23 protein-coding genes and 1 pseudogene are annotated in these 26,270 nt (G+C 33.4%); 6 read left to right on the forward strand and 18 right to left on the reverse strand.

Translation table 11 applies throughout. The features are described from left to right. Positions 1-34: 34 nt before the first annotated feature. Positions 35-496 (reverse strand): DUF420 domain-containing protein, encoded by a 462-nt coding sequence (locus MUA37_RS08905; protein ID WP_002510874.1) that lies wholly within the window; start codon positions 494-496, stop codon positions 35-37. Between the two features lie 24 nt (positions 497-520). Then, a complete protein-coding gene (cyoE, locus tag MUA37_RS08910; RefSeq protein ID WP_002510873.1) occupies positions 521-1,432 on the reverse strand; it encodes a heme o synthase in 912 nt (303 codons plus the stop codon). Between the two features lie 291 nt (positions 1,433-1,723). Between cyoE and MUA37_RS08915 the strand changes: the two genes are divergently transcribed. Together MUA37_RS08915 and MUA37_RS08920 are read left to right on the forward strand one after the other, a co-directional pair. Further along, positions 1,724-2,632, forward strand: a complete 909-nt coding sequence (locus MUA37_RS08915) for a COX15/CtaA family protein (RefSeq protein WP_021458950.1) — start codon at positions 1,724-1,726, stop codon at positions 2,630-2,632. A 298-nt stretch (positions 2,633-2,930) separates the two neighbouring features. Then, positions 2,931-4,071 (forward strand): annotated as a pseudogene (locus MUA37_RS08920) (IS3 family transposase). 116 nt (positions 4,072-4,187) lie between these two features. On the opposite strand, the gene MUA37_RS08925 reads toward MUA37_RS08920, so the two are convergent. The 3 genes from MUA37_RS08925 to MUA37_RS08935 all read right to left on the reverse strand — a co-directional run bounded on the left by MUA37_RS08925 (position 4,188) and on the right by MUA37_RS08935 (position 9,823). Next, positions 4,188-7,643, reverse strand: a complete 3,456-nt coding sequence (locus tag MUA37_RS08925) for a pyruvate carboxylase (protein ID WP_262624531.1) — start codon at positions 7,641-7,643, stop codon at positions 4,188-4,190. Positions 7,644-7,993: 350 nt separating this feature from the next. Further along, entirely contained in the window at positions 7,994-9,223 is a 1,230-nt protein-coding gene (gene ftsW / locus MUA37_RS08930) for a cell division peptidoglycan polymerase FtsW (protein WP_262624532.1), read from the reverse strand. Between the two features lie 324 nt (positions 9,224-9,547). After that, positions 9,548-9,823 (reverse strand): Fpa/YlaN family protein, encoded by a 276-nt coding sequence (locus MUA37_RS08935; protein WP_002510820.1) that lies wholly within the window; start codon positions 9,821-9,823, stop codon positions 9,548-9,550. Between the two features lie 353 nt (positions 9,824-10,176). On the opposite strand from MUA37_RS08935, the gene MUA37_RS08940 reads away from it, so the two are divergent. Continuing rightward, entirely contained in the window at positions 10,177-10,659 is a 483-nt protein-coding gene (locus MUA37_RS08940; RefSeq protein ID WP_262624533.1) for a hypothetical protein, read from the forward strand. Between the two features lie 2 nt (positions 10,660-10,661). Continuing rightward, positions 10,662-10,835, forward strand: coding sequence for a DUF2197 domain-containing protein (locus MUA37_RS08945; protein WP_002510822.1), 174 nt, complete (start codon positions 10,662-10,664; stop codon positions 10,833-10,835). Between the two features lie 45 nt (positions 10,836-10,880). Here the strand turns inward: MUA37_RS08945 and typA are convergent, their stop codons facing one another. Then, on the reverse strand, positions 10,881-12,728 hold the full coding sequence (typA, locus tag MUA37_RS08950; RefSeq protein ID WP_002510823.1) for a translational GTPase TypA: 1,848 nt from the start codon (positions 12,726-12,728) through the stop codon (positions 10,881-10,883). Between the two features lie 98 nt (positions 12,729-12,826). Here typA and MUA37_RS08955 point away from each other — a divergent pair, with 98 nt between their 5' ends. Continuing rightward, positions 12,827-13,024: a DUF5325 family protein gene (locus tag MUA37_RS08955; RefSeq protein ID WP_002510824.1), complete on the forward strand. Its 198-nt coding sequence runs from the start codon at positions 12,827-12,829 to the stop codon at positions 13,022-13,024. 80 nt (positions 13,025-13,104) lie between these two features. Here the strand turns inward: MUA37_RS08955 and MUA37_RS08960 are convergent, their stop codons facing one another. Then, positions 13,105-13,923, reverse strand: coding sequence for an inositol monophosphatase family protein (locus MUA37_RS08960; protein WP_021459042.1), 819 nt, complete (start codon positions 13,921-13,923; stop codon positions 13,105-13,107). A gap of 214 nt (positions 13,924-14,137) precedes the next feature. On the opposite strand from MUA37_RS08960, the gene MUA37_RS08965 reads away from it, so the two are divergent. Continuing rightward, on the forward strand, positions 14,138-14,752 hold the full coding sequence (locus tag MUA37_RS08965) for a YktB family protein (protein ID WP_103388158.1): 615 nt from the start codon (positions 14,138-14,140) through the stop codon (positions 14,750-14,752). Positions 14,753-14,801: 49 nt separating this feature from the next. On the opposite strand, the gene MUA37_RS08970 is transcribed toward MUA37_RS08965, so the two are convergent. The 11 genes from MUA37_RS08970 to pdhA all read right to left on the reverse strand — a co-directional run bounded on the left by MUA37_RS08970 (position 14,802) and on the right by pdhA (position 26,166). Next, on the reverse strand, positions 14,802-15,275 hold the full coding sequence (locus MUA37_RS08970) for a DUF4064 domain-containing protein (protein ID WP_002510827.1): 474 nt from the start codon (positions 15,273-15,275) through the stop codon (positions 14,802-14,804). 165 nt (positions 15,276-15,440) lie between these two features. Beyond that, positions 15,441-16,592, reverse strand: coding sequence for a lipoteichoic acid stability factor AuxB (gene auxB / locus MUA37_RS08975; protein WP_262624534.1), 1,152 nt, complete (start codon positions 16,590-16,592; stop codon positions 15,441-15,443). Positions 16,593-16,664: 72 nt separating this feature from the next. Then, positions 16,665-17,738 (reverse strand): ABC transporter substrate-binding protein, encoded by a 1,074-nt coding sequence (locus tag MUA37_RS08980; protein WP_262624535.1) that lies wholly within the window; start codon positions 17,736-17,738, stop codon positions 16,665-16,667. Beyond that, entirely contained in the window at positions 17,735-18,547 is an 813-nt protein-coding gene (locus tag MUA37_RS08985; protein ID WP_002510830.1) for an ABC transporter permease, read from the reverse strand. The genes MUA37_RS08980 and MUA37_RS08985 overlap by 4 nt, the downstream gene beginning before the upstream one ends. A 5-nt stretch (positions 18,548-18,552) precedes the next feature. Continuing rightward, entirely contained in the window at positions 18,553-19,356 is an 804-nt protein-coding gene (locus MUA37_RS08990) for an ABC transporter permease (protein ID WP_262614919.1), read from the reverse strand. Continuing rightward, on the reverse strand, positions 19,349-20,443 hold the full coding sequence (locus MUA37_RS08995) for an ABC transporter ATP-binding protein (protein ID WP_002510832.1): 1,095 nt from the start codon (positions 20,441-20,443) through the stop codon (positions 19,349-19,351). Before MUA37_RS08995 ends, MUA37_RS08990 begins: the two co-directional genes overlap by 8 nt. A 374-nt stretch (positions 20,444-20,817) precedes the next feature. Continuing rightward, positions 20,818-21,096, reverse strand: a complete 279-nt coding sequence (locus MUA37_RS09000) for a UPF0223 family protein (protein ID WP_002510833.1) — start codon at positions 21,094-21,096, stop codon at positions 20,818-20,820. Positions 21,097-21,230: 134 nt separating this feature from the next. Beyond that, complete coding sequence (gene lpdA, locus MUA37_RS09005; protein ID WP_002510834.1) at positions 21,231-22,637, reverse strand: dihydrolipoyl dehydrogenase; 1,407 nt, start codon at positions 22,635-22,637, stop codon at positions 21,231-21,233. A 3-nt stretch (positions 22,638-22,640) separates the two neighbouring features. After that, positions 22,641-23,930: a dihydrolipoamide acetyltransferase family protein gene (locus MUA37_RS09010; RefSeq protein ID WP_103388156.1), complete on the reverse strand. Its 1,290-nt coding sequence runs from the start codon at positions 23,928-23,930 to the stop codon at positions 22,641-22,643. A 142-nt stretch (positions 23,931-24,072) separates the two neighbouring features. Continuing rightward, the gene (locus MUA37_RS09015; RefSeq protein WP_262614924.1) at positions 24,073-25,050 is read right to left on the reverse strand and encodes an alpha-ketoacid dehydrogenase subunit beta; all 978 of its coding nucleotides are present in this window, start codon (positions 25,048-25,050) and stop codon (positions 24,073-24,075) included. A 3-nt stretch (positions 25,051-25,053) separates the two neighbouring features. Next, positions 25,054-26,166 carry a pyruvate dehydrogenase (acetyl-transferring) E1 component subunit alpha gene (pdhA, locus tag MUA37_RS09020; protein ID WP_103388155.1) on the reverse strand — a complete coding sequence of 371 codons (1,113 nt, stop codon included), beginning with the start codon at positions 26,164-26,166 and terminating at the stop codon, positions 25,054-25,056. Between the last annotated feature and the right edge of the window lie 104 nt (positions 26,167-26,270).

A 26,270-nucleotide genomic window follows, 5' to 3' on the forward strand; every position in this document is an offset into this window, starting at 1 on the left:
GCTTAGCCTTATGCTAAGCTTTGAGTTCTGTTAATTATCCTCCAAATGTAGCTTTTAATAGAGAAGTTGTTTCTCCTCCAGGATAAATAACATATAACAATAAATAAACAGCGACACCCGTAATAGCTGTAAAGAACCAAATAATCGATGCTACAGGCCCTACTTTACGGTGAATGTTAAATTTATCTTTAAATGCTGTGATTATTTGAATTATACCTAAAATTGCACCAATTGTTGCTAAATTAATATGAAATACTAAGAAAATTGTATAGTATATCTCTATTGAATCAGGACCACCAAAAGCAGTGTTTCCTATAAAAATAGTGCGTGAGGCATAAATAATAAAGAATATAAGTGCAAAAACAGCTGCTGTTAACATTACTTTTTTATGTGCTTCTATGTTTCGTTTCCAAATTAATCGCCAGCCTATTGCGATTAATATTGCACTAATAATAATACATGACGTACTTATAGTCGGTAAAATTGGTAAATTCATAAGTTCCATCCTTATATTTAAAATTTAAAACATCTGAATTAACGAAACGATAACTGTAAGAACAAAGAAAACAACTAAATAATTCAAAGAATATATAAACATATTTGTTGCCCATTTCGTTTGATCTACATTTTTCTTGAAACTCGTTAATCCCATTGCTAACCACCCTAAGTTAAGCAACGTGGCTAAAATTATAAAAGTAACACCTAAGTCTGCAAATAAAAATGGTAATGGTAATAAACACACTAACCATACAAACATTCCTATACGCGTTCTGTTAAAACCTTTAACAGATGGTAACATTGGAATATTCGCTAATGAGTATTCATCTTTTCTCTTGATAGCCAATGCATAAAAGTGGATTGGTTGCCAACAAAATACAACTAAAAATAGTGCAATTGCTGTCATACTTATATTTCCTTCTATTGCAGTCCAACCGATAAGTGGTGGTACTGCCCCTGGGAAACTACCAATTACAGTATTCCATACTGTGTGACGTTTTGACCAAATTGAATAAAAAGAAACATAGCCTACTATGCCCAATAGACCGATTACTCCAGATGGTACATTTAATGCAAATAATAACGCTTCCCCTATCAGCATCATGCCGAAACTTAACAGTAATAAGTTTCTTTCTGATATTCTGCCATTAACAGTTGGTCTTTTTTGTTTACTTGGCATGATACTGTCAATATCTTGATCATAATAATTATTCAACGCGCATGCGCCACCCATAATTAATGTTGACCCTATTAACATCATAAGAATTTGTGGTATTGACATGAGGAAGGAATGGTTTGCCAAAACAATCGCCAGCCATGAACCTGCGAAAGCAGGAATCAAGTTACCTTGTACAAGTCCCATTTTGATAATTTGTTGTAACTCTTTATAGGTTACACGACTTGTTGAATGTGACAAAGTTTGCTCTTTGTTCATAGTTCCCCTCCTAATTTCTCATATAATATCTATGATAAAGCATATTTAATGCGTTGACTAGATTTAATAAAATTTATTTGTGACACTTTAGCGACATTCAAAATCGTCATGATTAAGACACAATTTATATAATTATTCTTGTTATAATTGTTTTTAAGTGAGTTTAAAGACTATAAATTACTAGTCATTTTATAGTTATTGTACTTTTTGCAAAACTTGTAAATTATACTATACTATTATGTATTGGAAATTTTAGTCTGAATCAGGTTATTTTTAGTGGGGTGTTCATTATTGTTTAAAAAACAAAACCTAAAATGGTTATCCATTTTAGCAACAATTATTATGGCTTTTGTACAACTCGGTGGAGCGTTAGTTACAAAAACTGGTTCAGCTGATGGTTGTGGATCAGACTGGCCATTGTGTCACGGTGCATTTTTGCCACAAAACTTACCAATACAAACATTAATTGAATTAAGTCATAGAGCTGTTTCAGGATTATCTTTAATGGTTGTCTTGTGGTTAACAATCGTTGCTTGGAAGCATATTGGTCATATTAAAGAAGTTAAACCTTTATGTATGATTAGTGTTGGCTTTTTACTATTACAAGCATTAATTGGTGCAGCAGCTGTAATGTGGCAACAAAATTCTTATGTTTTAGCGTTGCATTTTGGTATCTCTTTAATAAGTTTCTCTTCCGTTTTCGTACTGACTTTAATTATATATGAAATTGATCAAAAATATGAAGCTGACGAGTTATTTATCAGAAAACCTTTACGTGTTTATACTTGGATTATGGCTGTAATTGTATATTTAACAATTTACACGGGCGCATTAGTTAGACATAAAGAAGCAAGTCTAGCATATGGTGCATGGCCATTACCATTTAATGATTTAATACCACATAATGTGGCGGACTGGGTTAATTTTGCACATAGAGGTATGGCATTTATCGCTTTTGTATGGATTTTAATAACATTTATTCATGCCATAAATCATTATCAACATAATCGTACAATTCGTTACGGATATACTACTGCATTTATCCTTGTTATTTTACAAGTAATTACTGGTGCATTATCAATGATGACGAATGTTAATTTGTTTATCGCATTACTACATGCTTTATTCATTACGTTTTTATTTGGTCTAATCGCTTATTTCATCGTTCTTATGTTACGAACAATACGAAGTGGCGGTTGATTAAATCATTAAAAAAGAGAAACGCTTTGACGTCGCATCTCTTATACTGTCGACAAAGTCCACCGACTTTGTTGGCAGTTTTTTTGTGCACGCTTTCCGCGGGCACTGCCTCAGCCATTTGGTGATACCAAAGAGTTAACATTGATCTAAAAGACCTCTGCTATTTACTAAAATTAACTATTAACTATAAACAAACAAACCTTAGGCAATAATCTGAACTGACCCCAATTAGTGGGAATAAAATAAAAACACCTCCGTATGATTCATTTAAAATGAATCATACGGAGGTGTTTTTTCTATGAAAATAATGTCTTATTCAATGAAACAAAATATAAAACGATTGAAATGAAAGAAGCTGGATATACTGTAAAAGAAATTATGGAAGCATTAAATATCAAAAATAGCACACAGGTAAAAACTTGGTGGCGATGGTATCGAAATGGTGAAACTTATAGATTTTATCAACAAAGAGGCAAGCAATATACTTACGGCAAAGGCGTGAAAGAATTATCAGAAGTAGAACAATTAAAGTTAGATAATAAGAAAAAAGATATTGAAATAGATATTTTAAAAAAGTACAAGGAGTTAGAAAGGAAGTGGTATCCAAAGTAATTGTAGAATTAGTTGATCAATTCAAGCATAAGTATTCAATCAAAATGATACTCGATGTTTTAGAAATACCTCAATCGACATACTATAGATGGAAACATAAAGACAAGGAAAAAGATAAAGTGACTCAAAAGGTTATTGAATTATGTGAAGAAAATAAATTCACCTACGGTTATCGCAAAATTACAGCATTGATTAATCAATTGTATTCAGCGTCAATTAATCATAAAAGAGTTCAGAGAATCATGCGAGAGTATAATCTGAACTGCCGAGTTAGACCTAAAAAATCTAAAAAAATTGGTGAACCTTATTATAAAACAGATAATTTATTACAAAGACAGTTTAAAGCTAACCAACCAATGGAAGTATTAACAACTGATATTACTTATTTACCTTTCGGTAACTCTATGTTGTATTTATCTTCAATTATGGATGTTTATAACGGAGAAATTGTGGCGTATAAAATAGATAACAAACAGGGTCAAAGCTTAGTAAATGATACATTGAATCAAATAGATATACCTGAGAATTGCATACTACATAGTGACCAAGGCAGTGTTTATACATCCTATGCTTACTATCAATTATGCGAAGAAAAAGGCATTATCAGAAGTATGTCCCGAAAGGGAACACCAGCTGATAACGCCCCGATAGAAAGTTTCCATTCCTCGCTAAAGTGTGAAACTTTCTACATAAACAATGAGCTCAATAGCTCTAACCAAATTGTAATAGATATTGTCGAAAATTACATTAAAAACTATAATAATAATCGAATTCAACAAAAACTAGGCTACTTATCCCCTAGAAAATATAGGGAATTAGCAGCCTAGAACATAGTGTTTTTATTAAGTTCTCATTCTAAGGGTTCAGCGCCAATCATCACCTAAGGTTTGTTTACGTTGTGCGAGAAGCTACTAGACGGCACATCTCTTTTTTATCTTTATAATTAATCTACTGGTTCTTTTTCAATTTCGATTAATAAATCTCCTGTTTCAATAGCATCGCCACTTTGCACTGTTATCTTACGGACTACACCTTCAAATGGAGCTTGAATTGTTGTTTCCATTTTCATAGCTTCAGTAATTAACAATGCTTGGCCACTTTTAACAGATTCGCCTTCTTTAGTCTTAACTTCAGTGACTGATCCAGGCATTTGAGCACCAATATGATTTGGATTTAATTTATCTGCCTTTGGTTTAACACTTGCATTCGCTTTTACATTTTCATCTTGAATGTAAATACGACGTGCTTGACCGTTCATATCGAAAAATATCGTTCTAACACCTTTATCATCTGGCTCTGTAATAGCTTTTAACGTAATAATTAGACGTTTACCCGTATCAATCTCAATTTCAACAGTTTCATTGTGTCGCATTCCAAAGAAGAATGTTGGAGTATCTAGTATCGAAACATTACCAAATTGTTCTCTTGTCTGTATATATTGTTCATATACTTTAGGGTACAACACATAACTAATGATGTCTTGTTCTGTGACATCTTTAAGTTGTAATTGCTCTAGCTCTTGTCTTACTTGTTCAAAATCAACTGATGGTAAATATTCACCCGGTCTATCTGTGAGTGGTTGTTGGCCTTTTAAAATTACTTTCTGTAATTTTTCATTAAATCCACCAACAGGTTGACCTATTTCACCTTTAAAGAACGACACTACAGATTCTGGGAAATCAAGTTTATGTCCATCTTTAATAACTGAGTCTTCGTCTAAGTCATTTTGAACCATATACAATGCCATGTCTCCGACAACCTTAGATGATGGCGTTACTTTCACAATATCACCAAATAAGAAGTTCACTCGTCGATACATGTCTTTCACTTCATTATAGCGATTTCCTAATCCTAAACTTTTAGCTTGTTGATGTAAATTAGAATATTGACCACCAGGCATTTCATGTTTATATATTTCAGTATTTGGTGATTTGATATCACTCTCAAAGTCACTATAATACTGTCTGACAGTTCCCCAATAATGTGATAATGTCTCCAATCCATCAATGTCAGCACGCATATTTCTATCGAAGCCATTAAGTGCATAGTAAAGTGAGTTAGCACTTGGTTGACTCGTTAAGCCACTCATCGTCGCAACAGCCGTGTCAATAACATCTAAACCAGCGTCAATTGCTTGTTTATAGATTAATATGCCGTTACCACTTGTATCATGTGTGTGTAAATGAATTGGTAAATTCACAGCTGCTTTTAATTCACTTACTAATTCGAACGCTGCTTTCGGTTTTAATAAACCTGCCATATCTTTAATTGCTAAAATATGGAAACCTTCACGCTCTAAAGTTTTGGCTAAATTCACATAGTAATCAATTGTATAAATATTAGAACGTTCAGGATTTAAAATATCACCTGTATAACAAATCGTACCTTCAGAAATTTTACCTGCTTCCTGCACGGCTTCGTTTGCTACCTTCATTTGATCTACCCAATTAAGTGAGTCAAATATACGGAAAACATCTATGCCCGCTTCAGCACTTTCCTTCACAAACTTTTTGATGACATTATCTGGATAGTTCTTATATCCTACAGCATTTGATGCACGTAACAACATTTGGAATAACACATTAGGAATTGCCTTACGTAGACGTTCTAATCGTTCCCAAGGACTTTCTTTTAGGAAATTATAAGCTACATCAAATGTTGCGCCGCCCCACATCTCAAGAGAAAAATTATCTTGCATCACTTGTGACGTTTTAGAGGCTATATTCATCATATCCTTCGTACGTACACGTGTTGCTAGTAATGATTGATGTGCATCTCTAAATGTTGTATCAGTGATTAAAACATCATCTTGTTCTTTCAACCATTTCGTAACTCCTGCTGGCCCCTCTTTATCTAAAATCTGTTTAGTACCAGAAAGTTGACTTATCGTTTTACCATCTACTCGAGGAATCGGTGATGCTTCATATTCTGGTTTCGGTCTTTTATCAACATTTGGGAAACCATTAATAGTCACATTTCCAATATATTCTAACGTTTTAGTACCTCGGTCTCTTGTAGGTTCAATGTTAAATAATTCTGGCGTATTTTCAATAAATTTTGTTGTATAGTCACCACTAATGAATTGTGGATTACGCATTACATTGATAAGGAAAGGTATGTTTGTTTTAACACCACGAATTCTCATTTCTTGTAACGAGCGGTCCATCTTCTCTTGGGCTTGTTTGAAATTCATACCATGCGTAGATAGTTTAACTAGTAAAGAATCATAATATGGTGAAATTTCTGCACCTTGGAAGCCATCACCAGCATCTAAACGTACGCCAAACCCACCGCTTGATCGATAAGCAATTATACGTCCTGTATCTGGCATGAAATCATTTGTTGGGTCTTCAGTTGTGATACGACATTGCACAGCATAACCTAAAGTTTGTATTTCTTCTTGTTGTGGCATCGCTATACTGTCACTGAATAATGATGCACCATCAGCTACTAAGATTTGTGTTTTAACAATATCAACACCAGTAATCATTTCAGTAATAGTATGTTCTACTTGAACTCGTGGATTTACTTCAATAAAGTAATATTCATTGCCTGAAACTAAAAACTCTACAGTACCTGCATTCACATATTTTATTTTGCGTGATAAATCTAATGCCGCTTCACAAATTTTTTCTCTTAATGCATCTGGTAGTGCAACTGAAGGTGCGACTTCCACTACTTTTTGATGACGTCGTTGTACAGAACAGTCACGTTCATACAAATGTACAATATTACCGTGTTCATCACCCATAATTTGTACTTCAATATGTTTAGGATTATCTATATATTTTTCAATATAAACTTCACTATTACCAAATGATTTTTCAGCTTCAGATTTCGCTCTGTAAAAAGCATCTTCTAATTCATCGTTACTTCTAACGATACGCATCCCTTTACCGCCACCACCACTTGTGGCTTTAATCATCAATGGGTAGCCTGCTTCATTAGCAAAATCTTGTGCAGCTTCATAGCTTTCTATTGGGCCATCCGTACCAGGTATAACTGGTAAATCTGCTTTTATTGCTGTTTCTCTTGCTTTAACTTTATCTCCAAACATATCTAAGTGTTCAAGATGTGGACCAATAAATTTAATCCCTTCTTCAGCACAACGTTTGGCAAATGTTTCATTCTCACTTAAAAAGCCATATCCTGGATGTATAGCATCTACATTTGCACGTTTAGCAACATCTATAATACGTTCAATATTTAAATAACTATCCGCAGGGCCTAGATCTTCTCCCACTAAGTAAGACTCATCTGCTTTATATCTATGTAAAGAACCTTTATCTTCATTTGAATAAATTGCAACAGTCGAAATATCTAATTCTGTCGCTGCCCTAAAAATACGTATTGCAATTTCCCCACGATTGGCTACTAGTAATTTATTTATATTCCTCAAATCATGGTCCCCCTTAAAATTTTGAATTTTCTAAATAATTAGATACATTATATTATATCAAAATACGAACTTTGTATACAGTGATTAAAATTGATAATGCAAATTTCCGTTTATTTATACACCTAAAATTCACTGTAGAGACACTTGGCTATAACCTAAATCATGCCATAAAACGTATATTTGTCGTATCTCTAATCATATTATCACATTTTAAAAATTAAAAAAAGTTATTACTATTGATAACAAAAACTTATCACTATATGCAAATAAGCTAAGCAATTATAATTTTTCTAGAGATAGAAAAACAAACTTTACAGGCAGTTTACCTTGTAAAGTTTGTTTTATGTTAATCACCGTTGTCTATTAGTAAACGGATTATTTTGTTGTTGCTTTTTAAGACGCTGCTCATCAATTTTAATTTGTTTAGCAGTAATCAGCAATAAGCCCATAGCAATACTCAAACTAATCATTGAAGAGCCACCAAAACTCAAGAATGGTAATGGTACACCGGTTAATGGAATAGTTCCTGAAATACCACCCAAATTAACGAAAGTCTGGCTACCAATATAACTTGCTACACCGACACAGACAAGTTTATAGAAATAAGAGCTTGTTTTATTAGCTAGTTCAAACGCTCGATAAACAATAAAGAATAACAAGCAAATGACAAACAAGCCGCCTATTAAACCAAGTTCCTCACAAATAATCGCAAAGATAAAATCAGTGTGTGGTTCAGGTAGATAACCAAGTTTCATTATACTGTTACCAAGTCCTCTACCAAACAATCCTCCATTACCTATTGCCAATAACGAATTGGCAATATGATAACCAGTACCTTTTTCAGTACTAAATGGATTTGCTAGCGTACTGAAACGAGCAGTTAAATAGTCCGGTACTAATCCTAATAATAGTAATAACGAACCGATGATCACCGCTCCAACTAAAATAGTTAATATGTACTTAATGGACTTCTGAACACCAATACCAGCATAAAATAAAATAGCGAAAAAGATAATTAAAATAAGCAATGTTTGTCCCACATCTCGTTGTAAAAAGACGAGACCAATACAAAAACCTGCCAAAATAATAGGTGAGGTTAATAGTTTAGGTTGAGTAAAGACACGTGGTCGCTTTTTTTCTATCATATATGGTATATATAAAATGATACCAATTTTTAACAGTTCGGATGCTTGTAAATTCATAAATCCTAAATTTATCCAACTTTTAGAACCATTAATATTGCTTCCCACTACTAATGTGGCTAATAACAAAATTACTAAAAGCGCCATCATCCATTTTTGAAATCGAGTGGTAGCTAAAAATTTAACATTCAGGAAAAAAGCCATGAAAAAGACAATACATAAACTCATGATGACATACATCAGTTGACGTGTATAAAAGTAAGTTCCTGAAACTGGGTTACCACCTGTTAATGAACCTTTAGTGGCTGCTACCATACTAGCACTGTAAACCATAACTAACCCGATTAAACACATTAATAAATATGTAACAACTAATGGATAATCGATATATCGCGCATATTTACCTACTTGTCGAAATAGTTGCTTTATGTTTTTCATTTACATTTCATCCAATTCTAATATTAATATCTGTTTTTAACAGTTTAACCCGTAAATCTTAATTGATTTCGTTTTTAACTGTGCATAATATGTATAACTTCTAGATTATATTTAAATTGCACATTGTACATTATAGCAAATTTTATCCTATAGTTTCGAATAAAGTCATAGGTAATTTTAATTTATTTATTAAAAATAGCTAGAAAGCTCAATTGTAATATTGTCTCTCTAGCTAAAAAATTTGTTTATGTAGTTTTATTACTGTCATCAAACTTATTTTATGGTCTGTACTATGAATAAATATTTAACTATTTATACGTTATATTAAACATTGGTAAAAGCATCATGTAATTTAGAAAGTTCTTTTTCTAAACGTAACATTAGCGCTTTTCCTTCTTCTCTATCAATTAAACCTAATTGTGTTGCAAAATCAACTTCTTTTTGTAAACCAAACATTTGAGTATCGAGTACTTCTTCGTATAATGGGCATTGAGGCAAAGTAAGATTATCCATTTGAACTTTAATCAATTGGAGAATTCTATCTGCATCTTTATTTAACTGGTCATATGCCGCACTATTTAAATTTTTACTCTTTACCATGACATACTCCCCCTATCAAATGTAACTTTATATTAAAATTCTATCTTACACAGATTTAAAAAGCAAGTTAATTTAGGTAATATACTTCAACCTTTCATCTATGGTAAAATTAAAACATATTGTTTATGTTTATTACTTCGCTTTTTCACTTATTCTAAATAGGGCTAAAAAGTAATAGGCATAGTTATCAACTGGAATTTTGCTATTTGCAATACATTATATCTTTAATAAAAACGTAACCATGATGTAATATTAATTCACAAAATAGTCATAATTTCACTTTACTTTTTATAACTATAATTAGCATATAGTTGTGTCAACAATCGATAAATTTAACATAGGGAGCTGGGACAATGATACAAATTAAAGGTGCAGTAAAATTTCCAATTACATTAGATAGTACAACTTGGATTTTTGATGATCGTAAAGTCAAAATTGAAGATTTAGAAGCTGGTGTATTTGATGGTTCCAAACCCATTCAATTTAGTGATAACCGTGAATGGAATCGTGCCATTTTAGAAGGTCAAACAAATCCACCAACACTAAATTCTGAAATTAAATATAAAAAGAACGCTATGTTAGACGGTACATTTGTAATTAATATGGCGCCATTTTTCAAAAATGCTGAACCTTCGGCAAATGCTTCAAAAATTCGTTTATTTAATGATCAAGATGCTATTGAATTAGACATTGAATTATTACCATATTTATTTTTCAAATTTGCGCATGAAGGTAAACGTCTTTATACAGACAACGCCGTTAATAGTTTTATCTATACACCGGAAAATGGCTATTCACACCAATTTGACTATGTAACACATATTGAGGTGATTTAATAATGATTAAAGTACAGTGTATAATTTGTGATACAACTGTATTTATTGATGAGAACACTCTAGAAGCCAAACGTTTACGTAATGATCCGATGCACACATTTATGTGTGATGAATGTAAAAGTAGATTAGATCGCCCAAAACAGCGCCATCAATATACAACATTTAATCATCGATAACATAAAAATCCCAGTCCATGAATTTCATGGACTGGGATTTTTGTGTTACTCTTCATCTTGCATTAATTGTTTCACACGTTTTGCTTCTTTTTCACGAGCTGATTTTTCTAAGATTTTCTTTCTTAAACGTATGCTTTCAGGAGTAACCTCTACTAATTCATCGTCATTAATGAATTGCAATGCTTCTTCTAATGTTAAGACTCTTGGACGTTTCATTGTCACTGTTTGGTCTTTCGTTGCTGAACGTACGTTGGTTTGTTGTTTAACTTTAGTCACATTAACTGTTAAATCATTATCTCTATTATGTTCACCAACAATCATACCTTCATATACTTCAGTACCTGGTTCCATAAAGTTAGTACCACGGTCTTCTAAGCCCATAATTGCATATGCACTTGCTTGACCTTGATCCATTGAAACGAGCGCACCATTTCTTCTACCACCAATATAGCCTTTAATACGTGGTTTAAATTCTTCGAAAGTATGGTTAATAATACCATAACCACGCGTTTGTGACATAAATTCAGTAGTATATCCGATTAAGCCTCGAGCTGGTACCATAAAGATGATACGAGTTAAGCCATTGTCAGTTGTTGCCATGTCTAACATTTCACCTTTACGTTGACCTAAAGACTCAATAACGCCACCAGTATATTCTTGTGGCACTTCACATTGTACACGTTCGAATGGTTCACAAGTAACACCATCAATATCTTTTAAGATAACTTGTGGTTTAGAAACTTGTAATTCATAGCCTTCACGACGCATATTTTCAATTAATATTGATAAATGTAATTCTCCACGTCCTGCAACAATCCATGTATCAGGTGAATCAGTTTGCGTAACTTTCAATGATACATCTGTTTCTAATTGTTGATCTAAACGTTCTTGAATTTGACGTGCTGTTACAAAGTCACCTTCACGACCTGCAAAGGGTGAATTATTTACTTTAAATGTCATTTCTAATGTTGGTTCATCGATTCGTAGTACTGGTAACGCTTCTTGATGATCATGAGGTGTTACTGTTTCACCAACGTTAATGTCTTCCATTCCTGATACAGCAATTAAATCACCAGCAACGGCTTCTTGAACTTCAACTCTATTTAAACCAAAATAACCAAAGATTTTAGTTACACGGAAATTTTTAATTGTTCCATCTAATTTAATAAGTGAAACATTATCACCTACACGCATTGTTCCTCTAAACACACGTCCTACGCCAATACGTCCCACATAATCATTGTAATCTAATAATGCAATTTGGAATTGTAAAGGTTCTTCGCGATTATCTACTGGTGCTGGTACGTAATCAATAATTGTTTCATATAATGACTGCATATTTTCATCTTGTTGCTCTGCATCTAAACTCGCTGTACCATTTACTGCTGCAGCATAAACAACTGGGAATTCTAGTTGCTCGTCTGAAGCTTCTAATTCGATAAATAGGTCTAATACTTCATCTACTACCGCTTCTGCTCTTGCAGATGGTTTATCTATTTTATTTACAACTACAACAGGTTTTAAATTTTGTTCTAGCGCTTTTTTCAACACAAAACGCGTTTGTGGCATCGTACCTTCATAAGCGTCAACTACTAATACCACTCCGTCTACCATTTTCATGATACGCTCAACTTCACCGCCAAAGTCAGCGTGTCCAGGAGTATCTAAAATATTAATACGTGTCCCTTTATAATCTACGGCAGTATTTTTAGCTAGTATAGTAATACCACGTTCTCTTTCTATATCATTTGAATCCATCGCTCTTTCGTCTACATGTTCATTCTCACGAAAAATACCAGATTGTTTTAACAATTCATCTACTAAAGTTGTTTTACCATGGTCTACGTGTGCAATGATAGCTATATTACGAACATCTTCTCTAATTTGAGTCATTAATTATTTTCCTTTCTTGAGTAAATTCCCACTTTTAATTGCAACTTTTTTATTATATCATATAATTGGTTAAAGAAAACAATAAAGGTGTGGTCGGGATGCAACAAAAACAACAAAAATCTAAAGCAATTTTTTGGGTACTTTCAGTAGTAGCAATAGTATTCTTATTATTGTTTAGTTTCAGCTTAGCAGCTACAAATGTTCCACTGATGATTTTAACACTTATATTATTCATTGCAACATTTGGCGTTGGCTTTACGTTAAAAAAGAAATATCGTGAAAACGGCTGGTTATAATCAGTACTTTACTGTTTAATAAAAGAGAGCAAGGATTCGCAAATCACATTATGATGATTTGTAACCTTAGCTCTCTATTTTTATTTTTGCTGCATACGCTCATGTAAAACAGTAATCGTGTCTTGATGATAATTAAAATAAGAAGTTAATAATTCATTGTGTAATTGTTTATTTGCTATCACGATGGAATTTGCAGATGTAATAGATAAAGTAGCTCCTGCTAAATTAGAAGCAACCCCATTGACTTCATGGAGAATAATTAGTCCTCCAGCAAAATCCCACGGTTGTAGTCTTGGTGTAATATACGCAGCAAGTTTACCCGTAGCAACATAAATAATTTCTAAAGCTGCAGAGCCATATGCTCTTGCACTGCGCGCATCTTCTACTATTGGTTTAAACATTTCACCTAATTTAGGTTTAGTTAACCAGTTGGGATTTATAGCAATAATACTTTGTTTTAATTGTGTATCCTTTATGCTCGGTAATAGCGTCTCATTTTCAAATGCGCCTTCACCTACTTTTGCATGATATAACACATCATTCATCACATCATAAACAAAACCTGCATACGGTTGACCATCTTGGAAAATGCCGATTGAAATAGCAAAATTTTCACCTTGATGCACAAAATTAAGCGTACCATCAATAGGATCAACAACCCATACTACGCCTGATGTATCTACTAAATCATGTCCGTGACCTTCTTCACCTATTACAGCATGATTAGGATAAGTTTGCATGATATTATCATAAATATAATGTTCAGTTGCCTTATCAACATTCGTAACTAAATCATTAGGATTGGATTTGGTCTCAATTTCAAGATCTTGATCCATAATCTTCCTAACGTTATTGCCTGCTTCTAATATCAAGCCTTTTGCAAATTCGTATACAGTCATCATATCATCTCCTACCTTGCTTCATATTATACAGTAAATACACTATTAAACTCGACTATAAACTTTAAAACCCTAAAATTTCTCAAGGAATGCTTTAGTGGTATACATACACTTTTATTTTTGTCTAATTAATAACAATCTATGCATAACTATATTTTTTCAGTCGAAATTTATGCTACAATACCATCAAATAGACTGCTATTAGGAGGTCAACATGACAAAATATACTTTTAAACCCAAAGACTTTAAAACTTTTTCAATTCCAGGTTTAGACGCACGTATGTCAGCCTTAGATGATAATATAAGACCACAATTGCATGAATTAGGAGATTATTTCTCTCAATTTCTTGAAACTGCCACAGGAGAAACTTTTTATCCACATGTGGCCAAACATGCAAGACGTGTTGTCAATCCACCAAAAGACACGTGGGTAGCATTCGCTACTAATAAACGTGGTTATAAAATGCAACCACATTTTCAAATCGGACTTTTTGAGTCACAATTATTTGTGATGTACGGTATTATGCACGAAGCCAAAAACAAAGGACAACAAGTAGCTGTCTTCGAAAATAATATGGATGCTTTAAAACAATTACCGGCTGATTATAGTATTAGCTTAGATCATATGACTCAAGAAAAAACATACATCAAAGATATGGATGATGCTAGTATTCAAGAAGCAATAGAACGAGTTAAAAATGTGAAAAAAGGTGAATTTTTTGTTGCTCGCACACTTGAACCAAATGCGAATGAGTTAAAGTCCGACAAAGCCTTTTTAACATTTCTAGAAGATACATTTACTCAGTTATTACAATTTTATAAATTTTAATATTACATAATGAAAAACGCCAAGTGCTTCACCACTTGGCGTTTTTTTGTTAGTAAATATAAGGATCATTCTTTTTATCTTTCAACTCTTCTTCGGGGTTCCATGAATTCTCTTTAGTAAACTGACCCCTCGTTCCATCATTTTTATTTTTTTTCTTTGTAAATAAGCGAATTGCCACAATAAGCCATAAAACCATAGCAACTAAATTAGAAACAAACAAACTTATAATTGCAACAACTATAAATAAACTTGCCGCTAAAACTCTATTAGCTTTCATAATCAATGTTGCAATGATGGCAATAATACTAACTATCACCAGTGCCACTACTTGGATAATGTAACTCATATACATCATATCCGTAGATATAGTTTGTCCTTGTTGCTGTGTTATTTCATCAAACATGGCTTGAAATTCTTGGGTATTAGACTTCAATAAGAACAATCCAAAAATAACAATTATCACATATAAAATACTTAAACCATTAGCTATCCAAGCCATAATTTTTTCAGCTTTTAATTTCATTCTTATTCATCCTTTCTCTCGTTTTAATATTATCAAATTTTTAGAAAATCCCAAACATGTACGATTTATTCGAGTTGTAAAAAATACCGAAATTGTTTTCAATGACAACATAAAATAGCTACTTACATAAGATAATGTAAGTAGCTATTTTTAAGAGTAATTAAATTATTTTTCCTTTTCATCTTGCTGAGTATCTTCAGCTTGATTATCAACATCTTGTGATGTCACTTTTTTACGTTCTTCATAGTTCATTCTACGTTGTGCCACTGCACTTGGTTGTTGTTTGCGTTTTTCTTTAATACGTTTTTTACGTTCTTTCTTTTCTTCTTTAATACGAGATTTTTCCTCTGCCTTTTCCTGTTTTAATCTTTGGGCTTCTTCTGCTTTCTCTTGTTTTATGCGAGCCTTTTCTTCCGCTTCCTGCTGTTTACGACGCTCTTCTTCGGCTTGTTGACGTTGCATTTCTTCTTGTTTTTTCTGTTCTTCTTGAGAGACATAATCGTCATTACGTTCACCGTAGACACTGCTTACTTGACCAAAATCATCATCATGCGTATTATCATCTTTTTTCTTTTTGTAATTATATTTAGCTTGTCTAGATAATACTTGAGGTTCTTCGTCAGCTATATCAGCATTCACTTGTCGAGCTACTTCTGAACTATATCCACCACGACGTAATGAGTTTTTCTCTGTATCTGCTTCGACGTCTTCAACAGGTTCACTGTGTTGTTCTTCTGGTTCCGGCTCTGGTTCAACTGTTGTCTCTTGTTGAACTCTACCGTTTCTGCGTTTTTTAGCAGGTTCATACACGTCATCTTCATAGTCATCATCGTAACCATAATAAGCCGGTATAGCTTCTACTTTCTCTTTTCTTGCAAACATCATAATCGATACGATTAAAAATAATACAGGAATAATTAGTGTTACAAATAATAGCACTAATGGCAAAGTAATGAGTGTAGCAATTAAAAACAAGAAACCAGATAACATTCTAATATTCATTGAAATAAGTGCTAAAAATGAAATCAACAAACATACAATTAAAAAGACAATTACAGCCCATATACCATTTTGTAACCAAATAACTGCTTGTGTTGTTGTCATACTATTATTCGCTAAAATTTGTTGTATGAATTGATTACCATTCAATGAAGTTTCTAAGTTTTGGATGGACGTTTCACTGCTAAATGAAACTAAGGCGACAAACATAGTAGCAATTGTTAAGAGTAATAAAAATACCCAACTTAACCAACCTAATACTTTTTCTGCCAACCTACTCACAGGACGTCTAACTTGCATATATTGCTCTCCTGACATGTATCTACAACTCCTTATATTACTAGTCAAATCATTATATCGAAAACAAATGAAAATAACTACTAACTTTCTTTATTTTAATAACATTTTAAAATTCAAGAATTTTTCGTTATATTCACTAAGTGTTTTCTGTCCTAAATCTTCATAAACTTCCAAACGCTCTTGGGTAGTACGATTAGGATAAAAACGTTGATCATCGCTAATTTCTTCGGGTAATGCTTCTCGAGCTTTTTTGTTAGGTGTTGCATAACCTACCCATTCAGTATTTTGCTTACTTACTTTTTTATCTAACAGGAAATTCATAAATTTATAAGCTCCTGCTTTATTTTGTGCTGTTTTAGGAATGGCCATATTATCGAACCACAAATTCGACCCTTCTTTAGGGACTACGTAATTAAAATCTGGATTATTTTGAATAATAGGTGCTGCAACACCACTCCATACAACCGCAATGTTTGCTTCATGTTGTTCTAACATCATAGTTACTTCATCACCAACTACCCCTCTAATTTGAGGAGCTAATTGTGTTAAATCTTGTTCTGCTTGTCGTAAATGTTGAGGATTCTTATCATTTAAACTATAACCTAATTTGTTTAAAGATAATCCTATAATTTCCCGTGCACCATCAACCAATAAAATATCTTCCTCATATTTTGGGTTGTACAAACTTTCCCATGAAGTAAAATTATCATTAGGATATGCCTTGGTATTATATATAATACCCACAGTACCAAAGAAATATGGTACAGAATATTGATTTTTTGGATCAAATGGCATATCCATATAATGTTTATCAAGATTTTTAATGTTTGGTATTTTTGAATGGTCAATTGGTAATAATAATTTTTCTCTAGTCATTTTTTGCACAGTATAGTCACTTGGGAACACAACATCATAATTTGTTCCGCCATTACGTATTTTAGCTTCCATTGCTTCATTGGAATCAAATGTTTCATAGACTATTTGTATTCCTGTCTGTTGTTCAAATTGTTTAATTAATGCAGGATCGATATATTCTCCCCAGTTATAAACATTAATTTTTTCAGTCTTTTTAGTTGTATCTCCTGTAGTCAATTCATGACTAATATATAGGGCTAATAGACCAACGAATAAAGCAGTAAATATTAATTGTAACACATATTTCACGATTCCATACCTCGCTTTCGATGATGATTACGTGTCACTATATTTTGAACAGTGTAATAACCTATAACCCCAACTATAATAATTACGAAGAGCAAGGTAGAGATAGCGTTAATTTCCATACTAATGCCCTTTCTTGCCATGGCATAGACTTCAACTGATAATACACTAAAACCATTACCTGTTACAAAAAAACTTACTGTAAAATCATCTAAGGAGTACGTTAATGCCATAAAAAAACCTGCTAAAATACCAGGAAATAACTGTGGTAACATCACTTTGCTTAACACTTGATAATCAGTAGCACCTAAATCTCTAGCTGCACGAATCATATTACTATTCATTTCGTATAGTCTTGGTAGCACTATAATTACTACGATTGGTATACAAAATGCGATATGAGAAATTAACACAGTAGTAAAACCTAATCCTAACCCTGTAAAGTGCCCTATTGTCGTAAACATGATTAAAAATGAAGCGCCAATTACGACATCAGAAGATACCATCAAGACATTATTCAAAGTCAATAAGGAAACTTTTAATTGCTTATTTCTCAAATGGTATAAACCAATCGCCCCCATCGTACCAATAACAGTAGAGATAGCAGCAGCAATTAAAGCAATTGCTATTGTATTAAAAATTACAGATAGCAGTTTATTATTGTGAAACAAAGCTTGATAATGTTCTAAGGTAAACCCTTCAAAATGGATCATATTGCCGGCAGAATTAAATGAATACACCATCAAAAATATAATAGGTATGTATAAAATGCCTATTAAAATACCAATATATAACTTGCCATACCATTTCATATGATTCACTCTTTTCTTTCTGAAGATTTTTTATTTGTCATAACTAATATTAAAGCCATAAACACGAGCAAACCGATAGCTATCGTCGAACCCATACCGTAATTTTGAATTACTAAAAATTGCTCTTCAATTGATGTACCAATGTTAATGACTTTGTTACCTGCAATTAATCGTGTAATCATAAACAAAGATAAAGCAGGAATAAACGTAACTTGTACCCCTGTAAGAATACCTTGCTTAGTTAACGGTAGAATTACTTTTGTAAATCTAACTATCGGGCTAGCTCCTAAATCACTAGCAGCTTGTAAAATATTAGTTGGTATATCTTTCATACTATTGAAAATAGGTAAAATCATAAATGGAATGTAAATATAACTTGCTACAATTAAGAAAGCAGGTGCAGTAAATAAGAGATCTACTTTAGGTAAATGTAAAAAAGTTAATATTTGATTGATAATACCATCATGACTGAATAATCCTATAAATGCATAAGTCTTAAGAAGTAAATTTATCCAAGTTGGAATAATTAAAATTAGCAGCCATAAGTTTTGCCATTTGGAACCACGTATAAAATAGGCAGCAGGATAACTAATAGCTAACGTAATGAGTGTTATTAGTGAAGCGTACAAAATAGACTCCCAAAACATTATAAGATAACGTGAAGACAAAATTTGTTGATAATTGGTCAAACTAAAATGACCATCTAAATCTACAAATGAAAAATACACAAGTAATAATATAGGGACAATAATAAACAGTAACATCCATAAAATATATGGTACAAACAACCAACGACTTATATTACGCATGTGTTGAGTCCTCATAGCTATCGATACGTTTATCAAATTCAGCTTCACTTTCTCCTGGCACCATAATATGTATCGCTTCAGGTTCAAAATACAAGCCTACTTTAGCACCAAGTTCGGCCTTTTTAGTTGAATGAATAACCCATTCATAACCCTTTCTATCTATACAACAAATTTCATAATGTACACCTCTAAATAACATTGAATCAACTGTCACTTCAAACAAGCCTTGTTCGAGAGATGATAAAATTATATCTTCTGGGCGAATTACAACTTCTACTTGTCTATCAGGTGTAATCCCCATATCTACACAATCAAAATTCTGGCCATAAATATTTACTACATAATCTTGTACCATTGTTCCCGGAATAATATTAGATTCCCCAATAAAATCAGCAACAAAACGGTTTACGGGTTCATCATATATATCAGTCGGCGTCCCAAATTGTTGAATTTTACCATCTTTCATAACAAATATATAATCACTCAATGCCAATGCTTCTTCCTGATCATGTGTCACGAAAACAAAAGTAATGCCTAAGCGAGCTTGAATATCTCTCAACTCATATTGCATTTGAGTACGCAGTTTTAAATCCAATGCTGATAATGATTCATCTAACAATAAAATTTCAGGTTCATTTACAATTGCACGCGCGATTGCAACACGTTGTTTTTGTCCCCCACTCATATCTGCAATATTCTTTTGTTCATAACCTGTTAACTTTACTAAAGCTAATGCTTCTTTTACTTTTTGAGCAATGGTTTGTTTGTCTTTTTTCTTAACTCGTAAGCCAAAAGCAACATTTTCAAAAACATTTAAATGCGGAAACAATGCATAATCTTGAAATACCGTATTCACTTTTCGCTTATTTGGAGGTAGCGCTGTTATAGCTTGATTTTGATAGATTATAGTACCGTCATCAGGTTGTTCAAATCCAGCAATCAGTTTTAAAATTGTTGTTTTACCACAACCTGAAGGTCCTAGTAAAGTATAAAAATGTCCTGATTCAATTTGTAAATCTATTCCATCCAATATTTTTTCGTCATTATAAGCTTTACTAACAGATTGAAATGATAATAAAGGGTTCACTTACTTTCCTCCTCAAATAATAGAAAGGAGCTGGTTAGAAAACAAACAACATTACTTTGCTTTCATATAACCGCCCCTACATAGAGACTTTATTTTACTTTATAGTGCTAAGTTGTCACTCATTATAAATAGTTTAAGTTTAATGTCACATTCATTTATATACTGCATGGCTCAATTTATAAGACACATTATTTACTATATACCATTCTGTTATAGGTTATGTCCCATGTTGCATCTATCAGTAGTAAGATAATATTTTTGAGTATTAGCTGTGTCATTATTAGCAAATTAAAAAAGCTATATTTTGGTCTATTTTATAACGCATTTATGTAACGCTTTATAAAAATACCAAAATATAGCTCTTAAGACAATAGTTATTTCGTGTTGTCACTAACAAACTGTTGATCAGTTGCTGTTTGAGCGTGTTTTACAGCATGATAACTACTGTAGCCACTACTTTGTTCAAAACTTTTAAATATTTGTTTTTCCTCAGCTTTACCAGGAACAATTTTTTTAAATTGTTGATATCTCGCTAAGAGTGTTTCTCGTTGTACTTTATTTTCATAAAATGCTTCTACTGCATTAAAAAAAGACACTACTGTCATCATTTCATCATTTGACCAATCTAAATCAATAGGATATTCATATTCCATGTAATCACCACTTTATTTTTAATATAAAAAGAGCGGGATAGTAACCAAATTATATTAATTTGATTCCATAGTCCCGCCCCAAATAGTTAATACGTTTCTAAAGCTAATAACACCTTAATAAATATTAACGTTAATTACATTGTATGAATTGGTAATCCTAATGCTTTTTCAGCAGCTTCCATAGACATTTCACCTAATGTTGGGTGAGCATGTATTGTTAATGATAAGTCTTCAGCATTCATACCAGATTCAATTGCTAAACCTAATTCAGAAATGATATCAGAAGCGCCAGTACCTACTACTTGTGCACCTACTAATGTATCATCTTCTTTTAATGTTAATAATTTAACAAATCCAGTTGTATCATCTAATGATAACGCACGACCATTTGCTGCATAAGGGAATTTTGAAGCTTTAACTTCTAAGCCTTCATCTTTTGCTTGTTGTTCAGTGTAACCTACTTGTGCTAGTTCTGGCTCAGTGAAACATACAGCAGGCATACCGATGTAGTCTACTTCAGAAGCTTCACCTGAAATAACTTCAGCTGCTACTTTTGCTTCATAACTTGCTTTATGTGCAAGTGGTAAACCAGGTACGATATCACCAATTGCAAAGATATTACTAATTGATGTACGGCTTTGTTTGTCTACTTCAATTAATCCGCGGTCCGCGAATTTAACACCTAGCTCTTCTAATCCAAGCTCATCAGTGTTTGGACGACGACCTACAGTTACTAAAACATAGTCAGCTTCGATTGTTTGCTCTTCGCCTTTAGCTTCATAAGTAACAGTTACGCCATTTTCTGTTTCTTCAGCAGATTTAGCCATCGCTTCAGTAACGATTTCTACACCTTTTTCTTTCATACCTTTTTTAACAGGTTGAGTCATTTGTTTTTCGAAACCGCCTAAGATGTCTTTTGCACCTTCTAAGATTGTAACTTCTGAACCGAAGTTAGCAAAAGCAGTTCCTAATTCAGAACCAATATAACCGCCACCAACAACAACAAGTTTGCCTGGTACTTCTTGTAAGTTTAAAGCACCTGTTGAATCAATAACACGGTTACCAAATTTAAAGTTAGGAATTTCAATAGGTCTTGATCCAGTAGCAATAATTGCATTTTTGAAATTATAAGTTTGTGCACTCTTTTCGTCCATAACACGTAAACTGTTGTTATCTACGAAGTAAGCTTCACCTTTAACAATTTCAACTTTGTTACCTTTTAATAGACCTTCAACACCACCAGTTAATTTTTTAACAACTGATTGTTTGAATTCTTGAACTTTATCAAATTTAAGTGATACGCCTTCAGCAATAACACCTAAATTTTCTGATTTTTGAACTTCATCATAACGGTGTGAAGCATGTAACAATGCTTTAGAAGGAATACAACCAACGTTTAAACAAACGCCGCCTAATTCGCCTTTTTCTACGATTGTCACTTTTTGACCTAATTGTGCTGCACGAATTGCTGCAACGTAACCCCCTGGTCCTGCTCCAATGACTATAGTATCTGTTTCAATTGGGAAATCTCCAACTACCATGTTTTACCCCTCCATTAATAATAATTCTGGATTATTTAATAATCGTTTAATATGGTTCATTGCGTTTTGTCCTGTTGCACCATCAATTTGTCTATGGTCAAAACTTAATGATAATGACAATACTGGTGCTGCAACAATTTCGCCATCTTTTACGATAGGTTTTTGTGCAATACGGCCAATACCTAAAATTGCAACTTCTGGGTGATTGATAACTGGTGTGAACCATTGTCCACCAGCTGAACCGATATTACTAATTGTACATGTAGCACCTTTCATTTCATCTGGTGCTAATTTACCATCACGTGCTTTAACAGCAAGTTCATTAATTTCATCTGAAATAGCGAACATTGATTTACGGTCAGCATTTTTAACAACTGGTACAAGTAAACCTCTATCAGTGTCAGCTGCGATACCGATGTTCCAATAATGTTTGTGTACAATTTCGCCAGCTTCTTCATTAAATGAAGTATTTAATGCTGGGTATTTCTTAAGTGCTGAAACTAATGCTTTAACTACATAAGGTAAGAAAGTTAATTTAGTACCTTGTTCAGCTGCAACTTCTTTGAATTTTTTACGGTGATCCCATAATTCTTGAACATCAATTTCATCCATTAATGTTACGTGTGGTGCAGTGTGTTTAGAATTAACCATTGCTTTTGCGATAGCTTTACGCATAGCAGGGATTTTTTCAGTTGTTTCTGGGAACTCACCTTCTGTTGATACTGCAGTTGATTGTCCTGAAGTTGATGTTGCTTCAGTTGTTTCTTGAGCAGCACTTTCGTTAGAAGCTTGTGTATCACCACTTAAGTGTGCATCAATGTCTTCTTTCGTTACGCGACCGTTTTTACCTGAAGCAGAAACGGCTTTAATGTTAACGCCTTTTTCACGCGCATATTTACGTACTGAAGGCATAGCTTTAACACGTTTACTTTCATCTACATCTTCATCAGATGAAGCAGATGCTACTGGTGCTTCTTCTTTGCTTTCTTCTTCAGCAGGTGCTGATTCTTCAGATGAATCTTCGTCGCTACCTTTAAATTGCATCTCTTCTGCATCAGGTGCGTCGATTTTAACAATCGTATCACCTACGACTGCTACAGTTCCTTCATCAACAAGAACCTCTTCAATAGTCCCACTAACAGGAGACGGAATTTCTACAACTGATTTGTCGTTTTGTACTTCAGCTAAAACGTCATCTTCTTCGATTTGATCTCCAGCTTTTACAAACCATTTTACGATTTCGCCTTCGTGGATACCTTCACCAATATCGGGTAATTTAAATTCAAATGCCACGTTATTATCCTCCTAAGATTTCATTTTAAGTTTTCTTATGATAAATGTGACTAAGCTGTATCTATAGCTTAGCACAAATTATATTAATCTCAGAACGAAGTAGTAATTAAATTAACTTATCTACTTCGTCTCTAAGTAATAATTAAAATTCTAAAGTTGCCTTAGCTTTTTCAATGATATCGTTTTTATTTGGTAACCAAATATTTTCCGCTTGTGTGAATGGATATACAGTATCTGCTGCAGCTACTCGAGCAATAGGTGCTTCTAATGATAAGATAGCACGTTCTGCTAATTCAGATGCTACTGTAGCACCAACACCAGCTTGACGTTGAGCTTCTTGAACTACAACTGCGCGTCCTGTTTTTTCAACTGAAGCTACTAATGTTTCGATATCGATAGGTTGTACAGTACGTAAGTCAATAACTTCGACTGAATAACCTTCTTTTTCTAATTCTTCTGCTGCTTTTAATGATTCTTGAACCATTGCACCATAAGCAATTAAAGTAATATCGTTACCTTCTTGTTTTACGCTAGCTTTGCCGATATCAATTGTGTATTCTTCTTCCGGTACTTCATCACGGAATGAACGATATAATTTCATGTGTTCTAAATAAACAATTGGGTCATTACTTCTAATAGCAGAAATTAATAATCCTTTAGCGTCATATGGATTTGATGGGATAACCACTTTTAATCCTGGTGATTGAGCTAAAATACCTTCTAAGTTATCTGCGTGCAATTCTGGTGTATGTACACCACCACCAAAAGGTGCACGAATTGTTACTGGTGCTTGTTTTGAGTTACCTGAACGGAAACGGTGACGTGCGATTTGACCTGCTACTGAATCGAACACTTCAAATACGAAACCTAAGAATTGGATTTCCATAACAGGACGGTATCCTTCTAATGTTAAGCCTAATGCTAAACCGCCGATACCTGATTCTGCTAATGGTGTGTCGAATACACGGTCTTCACCAAATTCTTTTTGTAACCCTTCAGTTACACGGAAAACACCACCGTTAACACCAACGTCTTCACCGAAAAGTAAAACGTTCTCGTCGTTTTGTAATTCAGTTTTAAGCGCATTATTAATCGCTTGTACCATTGTCATTTGTGCCATGGGTTACTTCGACTCCTTCTCTTGATAAATTTCGTACTGCTCTACTAAGTTTTGTGGCATTTCATCATACATGTTATCCATTAAATCAGTAACAGTTTGTTTGTCAGTGTTGTCAGCTTCTTTAATAGCTGTTTTAATTTCTGCTTTCGCACGTTCAATTACTTCATTTTCTTTTTCTTCAGACCATAATTCTTTGTTTTCTAAGAATTTTCTAAAACGTACTAATGGATCCTTTTTCTCCCATTCAGAATCTTCATCAGAAGTACGGTATTTAGTTGGGTCGTCACCAGCCATTGTATGTGGACCATAACGATAAGTCACTGTTTCGATTAACGTTGGCCCTTCGCCATTAACTGCGCGATCACGAGCTTCTTTAGTTGCTTGGTATACTGCTAAAGCATCCATACCATCTACTTGAATTCCAGGAATACCTACTGAAATTGCTTTTTGCGCTAAAGTAACTGCTGCTGTTTGTTTACTACGTGGTGTTGAAATAGCATAGTTGTTATTTTGGATTACAAAAATTGCTGGCGCTTTGTATGCAGAAGCAAAGTTGATACCTTCGTAGAAGTCACCTTGTGATGAACCACCGTCACCAGTATAAGTAATTGCTACCGCTTGTTTACCGCGTTTTTTAATACCTAGTGCAACACCAGCTGTTTGTACATATTGTGCACCAATAATGATTTGTGGGCTTAGTGCGTTAACGCCTTCTGGGAATTGGTTACCTTTAAAGTGTCCTCTTGAGAATAAGAACGCTTCTGTTAATGGTAAACCATGCCAAATTAACTGAGGTACGTCACGATAACCTGGTAAAATATAATCTTCTTTTTCTAAAGCGTATTGTGAAGCAAGTTGTGAAGCTTCTTGTCCTGCTGTTGGAGCATAGAAACCTAAACGTCCTTGTCTATTTAAAGAAATAGAACGTTGATCAAGAATACGTGTCCAAACCATTCTCTCCATTAATTCAACTAACTCTTCGTCTGATAAGTCTGGTACTAAATCGTTATTAACAACATTACCGTCTTCATCCAATATTTGAATCATTTCAAATTGAGATTGAGTATCATTCAATACTTTCTCTGCATCGAATTGGGCCTTTAACTTCTGAGCCATTCAATTCACCATACCTTTCCCGTATAATAGAAATTCATTTTATCCTCTCACATTGTATCACATATCTGTTATACTGTTAAACAATTAAAAAAAGTTCTGTTGCA

This window comes from Staphylococcus arlettae, from assembly GCF_025560845.1.
Taxonomy (GTDB): Bacteria; Bacillota; Bacilli; order Staphylococcales; family Staphylococcaceae; genus Staphylococcus; species Staphylococcus arlettae.

Bases quoted from the DNA above. Each gene is read 5' to 3' on its own strand.
- MUA37_RS08935 (WP_002510820.1), bottom strand. From the start codon at position 9,823: ATGGTAAAGAGTAAAAATTTAAATAGTGCGGCATATGACCAGTTAAAT.
- MUA37_RS08985 (WP_002510830.1), bottom strand. From the start codon at position 18,547: ATGAAATGGTATGGCAAGTTATATATTGGTATTTTAATAGGCATTTTA.
- MUA37_RS08990 (WP_262614919.1), bottom strand. From the start codon at position 19,356: ATGCGTAATATAAGTCGTTGGTTGTTTGTACCATATATTTTATGGATG.
- lpdA (WP_002510834.1), bottom strand. From the start codon at position 22,637: ATGGTAGTTGGAGATTTCCCAATTGAAACAGATACTATAGTCATTGGA.
- MUA37_RS08970 (WP_002510827.1), bottom strand. From the start codon at position 15,275: ATGAAATTAAAAGCTGAAAAAATTATGGCTTGGATAGCTAATGGTTTA.
- MUA37_RS08940 (WP_262624533.1), top strand. From the start codon at position 10,177: ATGATACAAATTAAAGGTGCAGTAAAATTTCCAATTACATTAGATAGT.
- cyoE (WP_002510873.1), bottom strand. From the start codon at position 1,432: ATGAACAAAGAGCAAACTTTGTCACATTCAACAAGTCGTGTAACCTAT.
- pdhA (WP_103388155.1), bottom strand. From the start codon at position 26,166: ATGGCTCAGAAGTTAAAGGCCCAATTCGATGCAGAGAAAGTATTGAAT.
- MUA37_RS08965 (WP_103388158.1), top strand. From the start codon at position 14,138: ATGACAAAATATACTTTTAAACCCAAAGACTTTAAAACTTTTTCAATT.
- MUA37_RS08960 (WP_021459042.1), bottom strand. From the start codon at position 13,923: ATGACTGTATACGAATTTGCAAAAGGCTTGATATTAGAAGCAGGCAAT.
- MUA37_RS08905 (WP_002510874.1), bottom strand. From the start codon at position 496: ATGAATTTACCAATTTTACCGACTATAAGTACGTCATGTATTATTATT.
- typA (WP_002510823.1), bottom strand. From the start codon at position 12,728: ATGACTCAAATTAGAGAAGATGTTCGTAATATAGCTATCATTGCACAC.
- MUA37_RS09015 (WP_262614924.1), bottom strand. From the start codon at position 25,050: ATGGCACAAATGACAATGGTACAAGCGATTAATAATGCGCTTAAAACT.
- MUA37_RS09000 (WP_002510833.1), bottom strand. From the start codon at position 21,096: ATGGAATATGAATATCCTATTGATTTAGATTGGTCAAATGATGAAATG.
- MUA37_RS08955 (WP_002510824.1), top strand. From the start codon at position 12,827: ATGCAACAAAAACAACAAAAATCTAAAGCAATTTTTTGGGTACTTTCA.
- auxB (WP_262624534.1), bottom strand. From the start codon at position 16,592: ATGTCAGGAGAGCAATATATGCAAGTTAGACGTCCTGTGAGTAGGTTG.
- MUA37_RS08945 (WP_002510822.1), top strand. From the start codon at position 10,662: ATGATTAAAGTACAGTGTATAATTTGTGATACAACTGTATTTATTGAT.
- ftsW (WP_262624532.1), bottom strand. From the start codon at position 9,223: ATGAAAAACATAAAGCAACTATTTCGACAAGTAGGTAAATATGCGCGA.